At 37.5% G+C, this 15246-nt stretch carries 10 protein-coding genes; 9 read left to right on the forward strand and 1 reads right to left on the reverse strand.

From position 1 onward, the window contains the following. Positions 1–92 precede the first annotated feature (92 nt). Genes AAEU31_RS02290 through darG form a run of 9 tightly spaced genes read left to right on the forward strand, consistent with a single transcriptional unit; the run spans position 93 to position 14318 of the window. Positions 93–1565 (forward strand): N-6 DNA methylase, encoded by a 1473-nt coding sequence (locus tag AAEU31_RS02290; RefSeq protein ID WP_421966279.1) that lies wholly within the window; start codon positions 93–95, stop codon positions 1563–1565. Next, complete coding sequence (locus AAEU31_RS02295) at positions 1565–3349, forward strand: restriction endonuclease subunit S (protein ID WP_421966280.1); 1785 nt, start codon at positions 1565–1567, stop codon at positions 3347–3349. The genes AAEU31_RS02290 and AAEU31_RS02295 overlap by 1 nt, the downstream gene beginning before the upstream one ends. A gap of 1 nt (position 3350) precedes the next feature. Then, a complete protein-coding gene (locus tag AAEU31_RS02300) occupies positions 3351–5021 on the forward strand; it encodes an AAA family ATPase (RefSeq protein WP_421966281.1) in 1671 nt (556 codons plus the stop codon). Then, positions 5018–5875, forward strand: coding sequence for a hypothetical protein (locus AAEU31_RS02305; RefSeq protein WP_421966282.1), 858 nt, complete (start codon positions 5018–5020; stop codon positions 5873–5875). The genes AAEU31_RS02300 and AAEU31_RS02305 overlap by 4 nt, the downstream gene beginning before the upstream one ends. Before the next feature lie 17 nt (positions 5876–5892). Beyond that, a complete protein-coding gene (locus AAEU31_RS02310) occupies positions 5893–7926 on the forward strand; it encodes an McrB family protein (RefSeq protein WP_421966283.1) in 2034 nt (677 codons plus the stop codon). A gap of 9 nt (positions 7927–7935) precedes the next feature. After that, entirely contained in the window at positions 7936–9312 is a 1377-nt protein-coding gene (locus tag AAEU31_RS02315) for an McrC family protein (RefSeq protein ID WP_421966284.1), read from the forward strand. After that, positions 9302–12601, forward strand: coding sequence for a DEAD/DEAH box helicase (locus tag AAEU31_RS02320; protein ID WP_421966285.1), 3300 nt, complete (start codon positions 9302–9304; stop codon positions 12599–12601). The genes AAEU31_RS02315 and AAEU31_RS02320 overlap by 11 nt, the downstream gene beginning before the upstream one ends. Further along, positions 12588–13265, forward strand: coding sequence for a type II toxin-antitoxin system toxin DNA ADP-ribosyl transferase DarT (gene darT / locus AAEU31_RS02325; RefSeq protein ID WP_421966286.1), 678 nt, complete (start codon positions 12588–12590; stop codon positions 13263–13265). Before AAEU31_RS02320 ends, darT begins: the two co-directional genes overlap by 14 nt. A gap of 18 nt (positions 13266–13283) precedes the next feature. Continuing rightward, positions 13284–14318: a type II toxin-antitoxin system antitoxin DNA ADP-ribosyl glycohydrolase DarG gene (gene darG / locus AAEU31_RS02330; protein WP_421966287.1), complete on the forward strand. Its 1035-nt coding sequence runs from the start codon at positions 13284–13286 to the stop codon at positions 14316–14318. 286 nt (positions 14319–14604) lie between these two features. Here the strand turns inward: darG and AAEU31_RS02335 are convergent, their stop codons facing one another. Then, positions 14605–15141, reverse strand: coding sequence for a hypothetical protein (locus AAEU31_RS02335; RefSeq protein ID WP_421966288.1), 537 nt, complete (start codon positions 15139–15141; stop codon positions 14605–14607). Positions 15142–15246: the final 105 nt, after the last annotated feature.

The following is a 15246-nucleotide window of genomic DNA, read 5'->3' on the forward strand; positions in this document are numbered from 1 at the left end:
AGCGTCAGCAAAGTATTAAACTATTTAAAGTAAACAGCTTTCATACTCGCTTTTAGCCGCTGTTTATAAAAATAATCAAACAAGAGAATATTATGTCTATCAGTTCAGCTATTAAATCTATTCAAGATATTATGCGTAAAGACGCCGGTGTCGATGGCGATGCACAACGCCTTGGCCAAATGTCGTGGCTACTCTTTTTAAAAGTATTCGACGCGCAAGAAGAAGAGCTAGAGCTTGAATTAGACGATTACCGCGAGCCAATCCCCGAGCAATTTTTATGGCGCAATTGGGCTGCTGATAACGAAGGCATTACGGGCGATGAGCTTTTAGAGTTTGTAAACGATAAGCTATTTATTGAACTTAAAAACCTAACCGCGCCGATAGATAAAAACCCACGCGGCTATGTAGTTAAAGAGGCATTTAGTGATGCCTTTAACTACATGAAAAACGGCACGCTACTGCGTCAGGTGATCAACAAACTAAACGAAATAGACTTTACCGACTCAAAAGAGCGCCACTTATTTGGCGACCTGTACGAGCAAATATTAAAAGATTTACAAAGCGCAGGCAACGCGGGCGAATTCTACACTCCGCGCGCAATTACTAAATTTATAGTAGCAGTAACCGACCCAAAACTAGGCGAGTCAATCATGGACCCGGCTTGTGGTACCGGTGGCTTTTTAGCGTGTGCGTTCGACCACGTAAAAGCAAACTATGTTAAATCGGGCGACGACCACCAAATACTTCAAAAGCAAATACACGGCGTAGAAAAAAAACAACTCCCGCACTTACTGTGTACTACTAATATGATGCTTCACGGCATTGAGGTACCGGTACAAATTAAACATGGGAATACGTTAAATAAATCGCTTTCAAGCTGGGACGACCAAGTAGATGTTATCATCACCAACCCACCATTTGGTGGCACCGAAGAAGACGGTATAGAAAAAAACTTCCCAAGCGACATGCAAACTCGCGAAACAGCCGACTTGTTCTTACAACTCATTATAGAAGTGCTCAATACTAAAGGGCGAGCAGCAGTTGTATTGCCAGACGGCACCTTGTTTGGTGAAGGCGTTAAAACCAAAATTAAAAAGCTATTGGTTGAGGAATGTAACTTACACACCATAGTACGCTTACCTAATGGTGTGTTTAACCCGTACACCGGTATTAAAACCAACATACTGTTTTTTACCAAAGGCACGCCAACCAAAGACGTGTGGTTTTACGAGCACCCATACCCAGCTGGGGTTAAAAATTACAACAAAACCAAACCCATGAAGTTTGAAGAGTTTAAAACGGAGCTCGAATGGTGGGGCAACGAGGCAGGCGGCTTTGCCAGCCGAACTGAAACCGAACAAGCATGGAAAGTATCAATCGACGATATCATTGCCCGTAACTACAACCTCGACATTAAAAACCCGCATGTAGGCGAGGTAATAAGCCACGACCCACAAGAGCTATTAGCCGACTACTCAAAGCAGCAAGCAGACATACAAGCATTACGCGATCAGCTTAAAGGCATATTGTCAGCAGCCCTTTCAAAAGATACTGAGGGCAAGTAATGGCTGATAATAAAACACCAAGCACAAACGCAGAGCAGCTAATCACCGAGCATCTTGATATTTGGACCACTGCCATAGAGCAAAAATCTTCATCAGGGCGCGGTTCATCTAAAAAGTTTTCACTTCATGGCATTAAAAAACTCCGCGAACTTATTTTAGAGCTCGCCGTGCGTGGCAAATTAGTACCACAAGATCCAAACGACGAACCAGTCTCAGTATTACTGGAGCGTATAGCCGCTGAAAAAGAGCAATTGGTTAAAGAGAAAAAAATTAAAAAGCCAAAAGTTCTGCCTGAAATCAGTGAAGATGAAAAGCTGTTTGAATTGCCTGAAAGCTGGAATTGGGTACGGTTAAACACAGTTGCTGATTACAATGGGCGACCAAATATGGCTCCTGAGCAAATAAATAAAACTACTTGGTTGCTAGATTTAGAGGATATTGAAAAAGATACTTCCAAATTAATTTATCGTGCTCAGTATTCAGAGCGAGAATCTAAATCAAATAAATCAACTTTTCAAAAAGGTGATGTTTTATACGGAAAATTACGACCTTACTTGAATAAAGTACTTATTGCCGATAGTGATGGAGTTTGTACAACTGAAATTGTTGCTATAGTGCCTAGTAAAGCCATCCAAGCAGAGTATTTAAGATGTCTTTTAAAATCACCTTCGTTTATCAGTTACGTTAGCTCATTAATGTATGGCGTAAAAATGCCGCGACTAGGAACTCAGGATGCAATATGTAGCATACACCCTCTAGCTCCTATAAATGAGCAAAAGCGGATTGTTGCTAAAGTTGAAGAGCTAATGAGCTTGTGTGATGCGCTTGAGGCACAAACTGAAAATAGTATTGCGGCACATCAAACATTAGTTGAAGTACTGTTAGAGGCCCTACTAAAAACACCAGAGCAAGGAGCAACAGCGGAACAAGCTGCTGAACAGTTCCAACAAAACTGGCAACGCTTAAGCAAGCACTTCGACACGCTATTTACCACCACCGCCAGCATCGACACGCTAAAACAAACCATTTTACAACTCGCAGTAATGGGCAAACTCGTCCCACAAAACCCAAACGACGAACCCGCCGCCAAACTCCTAGAGCGCATAGCAGCAGAAAAATCCCAACTGATTAAAGACAAAAAAATCAAAAAGCAAAAACCATTGCCTGCAATCACCGAAGAAAAAAAGCCGTTTGAGTTACCGAGTGGGTGGGAGTGGTGTAGGCTACCTGATTTAGGTGAGTTAGCTAGAGGAAAGTCCAAGCACCGCCCGCGTAATGATCCAAAGTTATATAAAAACGGGACTATCCCTTTAGTTCAAACCGGTGATGTTGCTCGCTCAGTTGAAGTTATAGAAACCTACACAGCTATGTATAACGAAGTAGGTCTAGCACAAAGTCAACTTTGGCCGAAAGGTACATTGTGTATCACCATAGCAGCAAATATTGCTGATACTGGAATTCTTGGTTTTGATGCTTGTTTTCCTGATAGCGTAGTGGGTTACACATGTTTTGAGCCTCAAATTCCAACGAAGTATTTCGATTATTTTATTCGAACAGCAAAGGCTAATTTAGAAAAGTTTGCCCCATCAACCGCACAAAAGAATATAAACTTAGAAATACTTAGCCAAGTTTTAGTTCCTTGTCCACCACTCGAAGAATTTGAAAGGGTAGTTAATAAAGTCGATGTGCTATTGACGTTATGCGATCAACTTAAAGCCCGTTTAACCGACGAACAAACGACTAAACTTCACCTCACCGACGCCATAGTCGAGCTGGCATTATAAAATGGAACCTAACTCATATAACGTTTGTCTGTTTCCTAATAAGGACAGTTTACCAAACCCTTTAGCAGGAATGATTTTAATACAACAATCAAGTAGCTGGAATGACTTTGGTTATTTGATAAATGCTAAATATAAAGCTCAGTCTAAAGAGAATACTGTATCAATTGAAGGTGATTTACTTATTGGGTTTATTCCTAAGGTAGAAACGGAGTCTGAGTTAAACGCCTTAGATAACGAACAATATGAGCGATTAGGCAGTATTGATAAAGCTTTAATGTATAAATCAAATGGTGGTCAGTTTGATTTTTTCACCCACTTTCCGAATATGCAAGAATATCGCAAAGTTATAAAGGAATTGGGAGTAGAAGAAGCTCAACGTTTTCTAAATTCATTGAATAATATAGTGTTTCTTGGGCAAGATAAGTCTATGGAAGCGCAGCGTAGATACAAAAAAATAACGCAGTTAGCGGTTTTTAGAAGAGCTTTTATGAGAAATTCGGAAGCTTTCTTCGCTTACCATAACGCTGAAACCCTGTTGGCTGGAGTAGAGTTTGAAAATTATTCAGCGATAAGCAATCAATTTGATCTTCAATTTCAATTAGATGGTTTTCAAAATGAGCATAAAATTAAATTCCGTTTTGGCGTTGATTCAAACCCAATTATTCCACATAGAATTAATGTTTTAATAGGTAAAAATGGGTTAGGTAAAAGTTTAACACTTAACAAGCTATGTCGAGCTATCTTACAACGAGAAGAGCCAAGTTCAACAAAGCTTAAAGACATTAATCATGATGAAGCTAAATTAATGGTGAATCGACTGATTGCACTTGTAAGCCCAGGTGAAGCTAGTACAACTTTTCCTGGGGAATATGCGAACAACCAGAAAACTTTTTATCGCAAAATTAACTTAAATAATAATGTTCCTGCTCGAGAAAGAAATTATATAGGACCACTACTTGCACAGCTATCTAGAAGTGAAGACTTGATAAGAGATGAGTATAGAATTGATCTATTTAAGAGAGCAATATCAAAAGTTATTGATGTAGGCTCATTGTATGTTAAAGCTGATGAAGAGCAATATCATCCACTAGAAAGGCTTGGAATAACAAGTGGCTTTTATGAGCAAGGCTTAAAAACCAATGAAATCATCCAAACAAGTAAGCAGGTATTAATTAAAATAAATGATAATTATTTTCCACTAAGTAGCGGCCAATTAACGTTTTTTCAATTTGCTTTACAGTGTTGCTTATATATTGAAAATGGAACTCTTATAGTTTTAGATGAGCCTGAAACACATATGCACCCTAACTTTATGGGTGAATTTATTGAATTGCTAGATTATATTTTAGAGCATACTGGTTCTTATGCAGTTATAGCCACACACTCACCCTATTTTGTTCGAGAGGTTGGGCGTGAGCAGGTCCATATTTTTTCAGCTAATACTGAAGGCGGTATTAATATATCTACGCCTAGGTTAAGGACTTTTGGTGCTGATATAGAATCCATTTCACAATTCGTTTTTGATGAGGACATTGAAAACCGTTTAACCGATAAAATCTTTGAAAAAGTTAAGCATAAAAGCTTTGAAGGTGTTGAGGGTGAATTAGGAAATGAGCTATCAATAGGCGTTTTGATGGATTTAAAAGCTAGGTTTGAGGAACTTGAACATTGAAAAAGCTGACTCCAGTGATAGTAAAGGATCTATGTCATTTAGATAAGTTAGCAGAGAATGATAAATTAGGACTTACATCATACCCAGAGTTGAAGAAACAGAAGGTATTAATTGCTCAGGCTTACAAAGACTATGACATTAACTGTGGAAATCCTTGGTTAATTACAAGCCCTATAATTTGTGAAAAGTTAAAAGCAGGACTACTTTCACATTATTCATCCCCACCAGGCTCTATAGATTATCTCGACAAAATTACTAATTCATCGCCTGATGTATGCCCTATGTGTGGTGGGTTTAAGCCGTTTACAAGAGATCACCTTTTACCAAAAGCCGATTATCAGGCTTGGTCTATTTTTTCAAAAAATTTGGTGCCAGCTTGTGATTGTAATTTAAAGCGAGGCTCCGCTTTGAAAGGTGACGAAGCTACACAGGCAAGAGTTTTGCATCCATACTATGATCAATTTCTATCTGACAGACTACTGAGTTGCAAGATAACACCCCGTAATAACTTTAAATTTTTTGATTTGAAGTTGATATTTATAAGCCCTGAACATCCTGAAATAGCATCAATCAAATTTCACACTCACAGCATTGTTATTAAATCTGGTATTGAAAAGTGGCTTAAAGGGCAGCTAGTAAAATTAAAGATAAAACCATCCAATGTCATACAAACACTACCAAAGCGAAAGCAAGTTACGAAAGTAGATGTTATTGAGGCTCTTGAAGATTGTTTAGAGAGGTATGATGAACAAACAGGTACATGTAATAACTGGAATTCAATACTTTGCCACGGACTACTTAACTCTGAGGGGATGTTGGGTTGGCTGATGGAAATGCACAATAATACTCTCTAAGATTAAGGAAAATAAAAATGAATGATTTTAGAAAACGTTTCCTTGAGGGGCTCAGTAAGCCATTTGAGGTTAAGCCTGTTTCTGAGAATTCGGCAGACAACTATCTATCAGGCTTAAATCGTATTGAGGAAGATTACGGCAGTAAAGTATTTAACTTAGAAATACCTGCTTTAATTGATTTATATGACATATATAAAGTTAATGGTAATAAAGAAGAAGTTGGAAATACTTATAATGGTGCCGCTAGAGCAGCACTAAAAAAGCTATTAGATTTGAAAGTTGCTGATTTTTTTATCCACTTTATTGGTCAGAAAGAGTTTGTCGAAGTTATTCAAAATGAAAAGCATAGGAATGAACTAGCAAAATTTATATATACACTTCATAAAAAGGGTTTTGATTGGTTTTTTACAGATAATAAAAGATCACCATTGAAAGCTGGTAGAAAAAAGAAGAGTAAAAAAATTGCAACACAGGGGTTTGTAAAAATCGCCTATTCTAAAAATAGTTATACGGTTAGTTACACTTCTCCAAGCGTAAAAAGTGAGTATGGAGAAGAACCGATTGATTTAACAACGCTTGACTATCAAAGTATCAACAATGAAAGTTATGGCGCAAATTTTTTAGCAAAATGGCCTCCTAATGATGGAAAAGGATTTTTACCTGATGATTATTCTAAAATAAGAGAGTTAACGATAAAATCAGAGGTAAAACCTGTTTCTTCTCCGGGCGTGAAGTTAAAGAGAGTTCAAGTGAGCAAGAATTTTATTTATTACGGTCCACCAGGTACTGGTAAAACTTATACCCTTCAAAAGCTTTTAAAAGAACAATATACAGAAACCGGAACTTCTGAAGAGCCTGAAGTTTGGCTTAATAATAAATTGAGTGAATTAAGTTGGTTTGAAATCATTACTCTTATTTTGCTTGACATAGATGAAGAAGTTTCAGTGACAGAAATTGTGAACCATGAGTATTTTACAAAAAAGTTAGCGCTAAATGGTAGAACTGCCAACATACGTCAGACAGCGTGGGCAGCCTTGCAAACGCATGCAATTCAAGATTCAAAAACTGTTAAGTACGCCAAGCGCATTGAACCACTAATTTTTGATAAAAATACAGAAAGTAAGTGGACTATTGTTGATCAAAAACATGAAGTAATTGTTGGTTTTAGAGAACAATTAAATGAGCTTAAGGCAGGCCCTCCTGTTGAGGACGAAATAAAGCGCTTTGAGTTTGTTACTTTTCACCAATCTTATGGATATGAGGAGTTTATTGAGGGTTTAAGGCCAGTTACTAACGACGATGGTGACATAAGTTACGTTGTAAAACCTGGTATTTTAAAGCGCTTATGTAAGCGTGCTGAAGCTGACCCTAGCCATCAATATGCGCTAGTAATTGATGAAATTAACAGAGGCAATATTAGTAAGATATTTGGTGAGTTGATAAGTCTTATTGAAATAGATAAACGTGCTGGTGAAAAGCACGAACTTACAGTTACTTTGCCTTACTCAAATTTACCTTTTTCGGTACCTAACAACCTCGATATTATTGGCACAATGAACACGGCTGACCGTTCTTTAACTCATATAGATATAGCGTTAAGACGCCGATTTGAGTTTAAAGAGCTGAGAACTGACTACTCCTTACTAAAGGATAATGTAGATGGTATTGATGTAAGAAAGCTATTATTCACGATTAATAAACGTATAGAACTTTTATTAGATAGAGAGCACATTATTGGCCACGCTTTATTAATGAATGTAAGTAATTTGGCAGGTCTTAAACAAGTCTTTATCTCTAACATCATGCCGCTACTGGAAGAATACTTTTTTGAAGATTGGGATAAAATTAAGCAAGTATTTAACGGTAACGGATTTGTTTCAGAGCTTAAAGATGCTCATACAACTTGGCTTGGTGACGCAAATGAGTATGCAGCAAAGTCTTACTTTGTAGATCCTAAAGCTTTTGACGAGATTGAGAACTATACAGCTGTTTATCAAAGTATTGAGGGCAAAAATTTTGCCGCGCTTTTTTCTGGACAAGAGCAAAACTAAGGAAGGTTTATGCGTACATGGTCTGTTTATGAGTTTTCTCGCTTGTATAAAAGTAATATTACTAAATGTGAGGGTGATAACTTAAATCTAGAGCACTCTCAATTTGAAGCGCTCAAACAACTGTTAACTTGCAGTGAGGCAGACCACGATAAGTTATTTAGGTATGGCTTTGAAAAGCGACAAGAGGTATTAGTTTGCCAAAACTACGTTGGTGTAATTTGCTTACCTTGTGGCGACCAAATTGAAATATTGCCTAAAACACATCGGAAAAGTGTACATGCTGAGAGTGATGAAAGTATTAGCAGGAATCGCTCCAACCTTATAAAGATGTTAAAGGCAACACAGTATTTACCAGGTAGGGTTGCTGACAATGCATCGTTAGATATGGCTAAAATGCCGTTACTTGATGTATTCATACAATTGTTTTTGCAAGAGGTAAGCTTATTAATAAAGCGTGGTGTGGCAAGACAGTATGAAACGCACGAGAGCAATGAGCCTTTTATTAAAGGTAGAATACTAGTTAGCCAGCAAATCAGGCATAACTTAGTTAATAAACATCATCACTTTATAGCCTTTGATGAGCTAACAACTAACCGTCCTGAAAACCGATTAATTAAAAGTGCTTTGCATTGGTCGCTTAAGCGCGTGACAGCAAAAACGCAACACCTTTGCAGGGAGTTACTATTTCACTTTGAAGAAGTAACAAGCTCAAAAGCTATTTGGCAGGATCTCAATGCTTGGCAACGGGGTAGGCATTTGTCTCACTATGAAGCGATTAGACCATGGATCGAGATGATTTTTAAAGAACAAAGCCCTACATCGGTTAACGGTTCAAAAAGTATGCTGTCTATATTATTTCCTATGGAACGCGTGTTTGAAGATTACGTACCAATTTGTCTGAAAAAGCAATTTCAACACTATGACATAAAAACACAAACCAGCAGTCAATACTTAATAAGCCATACGCCTAGCGACATTAAAAAACGCACTAATGATGGCAAGCTTTTCCAATTAAAGCCTGACTTACATATCAAGGCACCAGATAAATTAATTATTGGTGATACGAAGTGGAAGGTGATAGATGAAAACTTCCCGAACAAAAAGTATGGAATAAGTGAAAGTGACATATACCAGATGCTGGCCTATAACCAAACTTACCAAAAAGGTGAATCAGAGCCCCCAGTGATTTGGTTGATTTACCCTATGACCCCACAGTTTTTAAGTCCGTTGCCTGATTTTATTTTTGATAACGGGCTTACACTCAAAGTACTACCATTTGATATTGATAAATCGGTTTTGAAACTTATTGATAGAAATGCCATCTCAGGTACTTTAGATGGACCAGTAATTAATGATGAAAGGGACTTTTTTGTTAATGAACTTTGATAAAAACCATGCATTAAAAGTTTTGCAGTTTTGGCTACAAACTGAGTTCTTTAATACTTTTAATTTAAAAAATATGCTGCCAGGAGGTGATGATGGTTTTTTACAATACACAGCTAGTGATTTTAAAAAAAATCCAAATTGTTTGCCTTGGTTTAACCGTCAGCATATTCGTTTGGCTGGTAAAAGTTATCATCCTCATAAAGCATATACCTATACTCTTTATATTGGCATTTTTAATCGTGATGAGTTTGCACAACAGACGAAAGATTACTTTAAAGGCTTAGCAAATGATCACTCCATGAATTCTCAAAAAGAGGAAGACTGGCAGCAGCGACGTGATGATGGCGGTATTACTTGCTGCGCTAAAATTAAACTAAATGCACAAGCTGAGCTTCAACTTGATTCTCTTGAAATGTCTACTGCGCCATGGGCTTTAGGGAAATTATTAAAGGGTGAAATAGACAATCTGCGAAAAAGTGATTTTGACCAAGACGTAGCAGATTTTTCTGATAAATTAAAAAATATTCATCGGCTAGCCAGTAACATTAAACACGAAACGAATACAAGTGATGCATTTACTCATTTTGAGCTATTTGAAATATTAAAGTTTTTGTCACAGTGGGCGGGATTCAATCCAAATGAAACATGTTATTCCTTAATAGTGCAATTAAACAATGCACCCAGAGAGCCTGCCCCTGAAAGTTCAAAATTGATTACTGATGCTGCTTTAGAAAAGTTACGTAAACTTACCGATTTATTGAAAGAAGATAGTTCGGGTGTTGAGGAAGTAGTCGCAGAATCTGTAGAGCAGCTTGATTCACATACTAATGAAAATGATGTACCTATACTGAATAGTTTTTTTATTGAAGATATAGCCCGTTCTATTAAATTGATTGAAAAGAATGAGCTAGATACTAGTTCTCCGTTATATTCGTATTTACTTAAAAAACCTAACTATTACGCAGATTTATTAAGTAAATCAGGCGAGAGTATCATTAAACAAAAGCTTTCTCATAATTATATGCCTTTAGGGCGATGGCCTGATAGTGCTAAGCATACTATGAGTCTAATGCAGCAGTTTTCAATAAATACAGCTACTGAACATATTAAAGCTGGTGGCTTATACTCAGTGAACGGTCCACCAGGTACTGGTAAAACAACTATGCTGCGAGACATTATTGCAGCTAATATTGTTAAGCGCGCAAAAGTGCTGTCTCGTTTAAAAAGCTCTAAAGGAGCATTTTCTAAAACGAAGAAAATAAAAATAGGTGATGAGGCCTCTTCAATACAAGTACTTAAACCCGAACTCACCGGTTTTGAAATGGTAGTTGTTTCTAGCAACAATAATGCAGTTGAAAATATCACGAAGGAGCTGCCTCAAATTAAGGCGCTAGGGAATGAGTTTAATTGCTTAACCTATCTTCAATCAGTGGCTCAAAAAATAGCAGCTCATGTTGAAATAAAACAAAAACGTCTAATAGGTCTTGAAGAGAAAGATGACTGTTGGGGCATGATTGCAGCTGCATTAGGAAATAGTGGCAATAGAAAGCGCTTCACGAATAAAGTGTTCTTCGATAAAACAGATAAGATGCAGACCGATGAGGTCTCTAAAAGCTATACAACGTTGGTTGATGGTATTAAATTATTAAGCCAAAAAGGCGAACCTGAAACATTATTTAAAGATTCACAGCAGCAATATGCAAAAGCGGAAAGGGCAGTAAATAAAGCGATAGTAGATTTACAGCGCTTAGAAGCGCTTGCTGAGTTAAAGCATCGTTTGGAGCAGCTAAGTCAAAAGTGCTTAGAGAGTGAAGCCAGTTATAGAAAATGTCATTTTTTTGCATCAAAGCTCCATCAGAAATGTTTGCCTTGGTGGCATTATCGTATCTTTAAAAGCTGTAAACTCAGGGTGTTATATAGTGCATTCTGTTTACGAGTTGAACAAAGAAAGAGAGCTTTTGAAGCTTTAAAAATCCAAGTAGTAACACTCGAATCTAAAGTACTTGCTGAGGAGAGAGCGTGTAAAGAAATCCTGGCGCTTCATTCTGATGTGATGTTTGTATCAGCTAACGATGACTTAGATACAACAGTCCACCAGCGCAAGGCGTTTGGGCACAGTCAAACACTTAATAAACTTCGCTCTGAACTAACGATTGCAGCTTTTAACCTGCATGAAGCTTGGCTAGTGGCGAGTTACAATAATGGCCTCAGTCAAACTCTCAATAAACTCCCTGATTTATTGCAAGACAAAATTACTAAACCAGACGATGCTAAATTAATGTGGCAATTGTTTTTTATGATCTGCCCGGTAGTCTCTTCCGCGTTTGCATCGGTAACGAATCAATTTTCAAGCTTTGGGCAAGGTGATATAGGTTGGTTGTTTATCGATGAGTCAGGCCAAGCCTCACCACAACTAGCCGTTGGCGCATTATTACGAGCAAAACGTGCAGTAGTTGTTGGCGACCCACTACAAATTGAGCCTGTATTTACTATACCGCCAGACATAGTTGAATTTTTGGGAGAGCGTTTATTGCAAGATGATTGGCTTGACTGGTCGCCCTCTTTGACTTCAGTGCAAGAACTTGCCGATAGAGTAAACCCTTACGGAACTTCGCAAATTGCATATGATAAATGGCTAGGTAGTCCTTTGCGTGTGCATCGTCGTTGTAGTGATCCCATGTTTTCAATATCAAATCAAATAGCTTATAACAATAAAATGATTCATGGTTTGGATGAGATAGCTGAAACAGAGCCATTTATATGGGGCCCTAGTAGCTGGTTTGACGTTAGTGGAACAGAGAAGAGTAAACATTTTGTCGCTGAGCAAGCTGAATATGTACTTTCAATGCTTTATGAGTTCATCAATAGAGAGGGACATTTACCTGACTGCTATATCATTTCGCCATTTTCTAATGTTAAAAAAGGCGTTGATAAATACCTCAAGACACATTTTTCACACCAGCAATTTAGTGATTCCGAGTTTAAAACTTGGCTAGAAGGGCGGGTAGGAACTGTTCATACGTTTCAGGGTAAAGAAGAAAAGTTAGTAATTTTTGTTTTAGGTGCAACTGACAGTGCAGGGGCTGCTAAATGGGCAGCTAGTAAACCTAACTTACTCAATGTAGCTGTTACAAGAGCTAAAAAGCGAGTTTATATAATTGGCTGCTATAACCAATGGGCTGGACTGCGGTATTTCACTGATGCAATAGGTTTGCTAGAACCTGCGGATAAAATACATGCAGATAAAAGAACCCTTTTAAAAGGACAAATCGTCTATGACCATGCCTAGACCTGTACGAATATTCCATATTACTGCGATTGATAACTTGCCGATGATTTGTCAGCACGAAGCATTGTGGAGTAAAGAGAAGTCAACTGGATTAGGCATTACATACAATAATATCGCACATAAAGGCGCGCAAAGCACTCGTGCTAACAAAAAGGTAATTAACCCTCCTGGTGGAAGTATTCATGATTATGTGCCTTTTTATTTTGCACCACGTTCACCAATGTTATCTGCAATTCATAATGGGCGAGTAGAGGGTTGTAAGTATAGTCAAACTGATATTATTTATTTTGAATTAACAATAGAGGAAGCTTATCGCTCAGGTATGCGTGAGTATATATTTTTTGATCGAAATGCGACTATTGCGTATAGCAAACCAAGTACGGACTTAAAACAATTACATACATTAATTGACTGGGAGCTTCTAACAGAACAGCCTAGTTTAGATGGGTATTGTAAATTTTTTCATGCAGTGCCTACTAACCCTCGATATACACAAAGGCTAGAAAAACGTATGGCTGAGTTTTTGATAAAAGAGCAAGTACCACTTACTTGGGGAGTACGAATTGGTGTAGCCAACCAAACAAAAGCGCAAGAAGTTAATGCTATTTTGAGGCGCTTTGCGTTAGACTTGCCAGTAGTTGTTATGCCAGCTTGGTATTTTTAATAGTTATTTTGGGGCTGTATGAGTATTAAATCAGTAGAGGGCAATCTTTTACAACAGCAAAATGTTGATGCCATAGTCAATACCGTTAATTGTGTTGGCGTTATGGGTAAAGGTATTGCGTTACAGTTTAAAAAGAAATGGCCAAGTAACTACAAAGCTTATGCGACAGCCTGTAAAGCTGGAGACGTTGCCCTAGGTAAAATGTTTATTTTTGAACTAGGCGCACTTGCCACTCCTCGGCTTATTATTAATTTCCCAACAAAAGGTCATTGGCGCAGTGATTCTCGCTTAAAAGATATTGAAGCTGGTTTACAAGATTTAGTTGCTCGTATTAAAGAGTTAAACATCCAATCTATTGCTATTCCACCTTTAGGTTGTGGTAATGGTGGTCTCGATTGGGAAATAGTAAAACCTTTAATGTTAAGGTATCTGGCTGACATTCCAGAACTTGATGTTTATTTATATGAACCGACAGATTCTATAAAAGCACAAGACATGCAAACAAGTACCCCTAAGCCAAAAATGACTCCAGGTAGGGCTGCAATTTTAGCTCTATTACAATCGTACCAATCAGTTAGTTATGGCTTATCAAAAATTGAAGTGCAAAAGCTTGCCTACTTTTTACAGGCAGCTGGTGAAAATATGCGACTTAACTTTGTTAAAGATAAGTTTGGTCCTTATGCTGATGCGTTAAGGCATGCTTTAAATACGATGGACGGTCATTATATTCAAGGTGTAGGCGATGGTGTTGTTGAGTCTGAAATCCGTCCAGTTGAAACTACACTCGAAGATGCAAAGTTATTTTTAGCAAGCTCTAACCCTGAAATAAGTTCTCGAATAGCGCGTGTTACAGATTTAATCGAAGGGTATGAGTCACCATATGGTGTGGAGTTATTAGCGACAGTTCATTGGGTTGCTAAACAAGAGCATGCAAACACACCTGAGCAAGCATTTATGGCTATTCAAAATTGGAATGAGCGTAAGAAGAGCTTAATGTCTTTAGAGCATGTAACCTCCGCGTGGGAGCAGCTAAAGAGTCACGACTGGATTTAGAAGTAGATTAAGGGCTAGTAAGTTGGCCCTTGATTTCAAGCTAAATTAATTCTTACAACCATTTTTGTTGCATGTGATCCTATCTGTAGTATTTGCCCAATGAGTTGAATTATCTCTGTGTTTATACCACAACCAGTTGTCCCACCTTTCTGTCCTTTGTGAACAATGCTTTCGCCATTAGGTGGAGTGTGTTTTACATTCATATTCATCCTTATTAAAATTATAGTAACCCTAACCAATATTAGTAATAAAAGTATGATTGTAAGCTTTGCAGCCTAAACGTTCGCTAATCAACATTACTTGAATTTGCTTCAATGAATAATTGATTAATAAAATCTACACATATTGATATGTTAGTTAGGCATTCACCGGTCAAGCTTGTTGAGCCGTGCGCCTTTGGGTTTCTTAAACCTGTTAACAGTTTTGGTAGTGATTTACACCATTTATTACTTTTAGAAGGTGATTTGACATGTCGGAATCCCTTATCGGAAATGAGTTGTTGATTGACTGCATGATTTAAGAGTTGACGAAGCATCATTCTTTTGTCTGGTTTTATTTTTAAACGTAATGAAAGCTCAATAAGAGTGTATGTTTTGAAGTTAACCTCCGGCGCTAAGGAGTAAGAAAAATATGTATATAAAGCCATATTTTTAAGAACATTGAACTGATTTTTGACCTCTTCAGGTACGTTTGTGTGTAATTTTTCTTGTTCTAAGTATTTATAAATGTATTTAAGGCTGATAGGAGCTCCTGTAATTAAGCCCGTTAGCCGGTGCCTTTCATCCATCTTTGTTATTTCATCAAAGTTTTTAAAGTCTTCCATGTTACTGCCCTTTTGAGTTTAATAATCAATTTATTTATATTTTTCTGGACCTTTATTATGCAACAAGGGATGATATTGAAAAATATATTTTCTAATAAATTCAAG

Origin of the sequence: Pseudoalteromonas thalassia, assembly GCF_049257215.1 — a bacterium.
GTDB classification, from domain to species: Bacteria; Pseudomonadota; Gammaproteobacteria; order Enterobacterales; family Alteromonadaceae; genus Pseudoalteromonas; species Pseudoalteromonas lipolytica_C.

Excerpts from the sequence above, each read along its gene's own strand:
- AAEU31_RS02310 (WP_421966283.1), top strand. The coding sequence starts at position 5,893 with ATGAATGATTTTAGAAAACGTTTCCTTGAGGGGCTCAGTAAGCCATTT.
- AAEU31_RS02295 (WP_421966280.1), top strand. The coding sequence starts at position 1,565 with ATGGCTGATAATAAAACACCAAGCACAAACGCAGAGCAGCTAATCACC.
- AAEU31_RS02290 (WP_421966279.1), top strand. The coding sequence starts at position 93 with ATGTCTATCAGTTCAGCTATTAAATCTATTCAAGATATTATGCGTAAA.
- darG (WP_421966287.1), top strand. The coding sequence starts at position 13,284 with ATGAGTATTAAATCAGTAGAGGGCAATCTTTTACAACAGCAAAATGTT.
- AAEU31_RS02335 (WP_421966288.1), bottom strand. The coding sequence starts at position 15,141 with ATGGAAGACTTTAAAAACTTTGATGAAATAACAAAGATGGATGAAAGG.
- AAEU31_RS02300 (WP_421966281.1), top strand. The coding sequence starts at position 3,351 with ATGGAACCTAACTCATATAACGTTTGTCTGTTTCCTAATAAGGACAGT.
- darT (WP_421966286.1), top strand. The coding sequence starts at position 12,588 with ATGACCATGCCTAGACCTGTACGAATATTCCATATTACTGCGATTGAT.
- AAEU31_RS02320 (WP_421966285.1), top strand. The coding sequence starts at position 9,302 with ATGAACTTTGATAAAAACCATGCATTAAAAGTTTTGCAGTTTTGGCTA.
- AAEU31_RS02315 (WP_421966284.1), top strand. The coding sequence starts at position 7,936 with ATGCGTACATGGTCTGTTTATGAGTTTTCTCGCTTGTATAAAAGTAAT.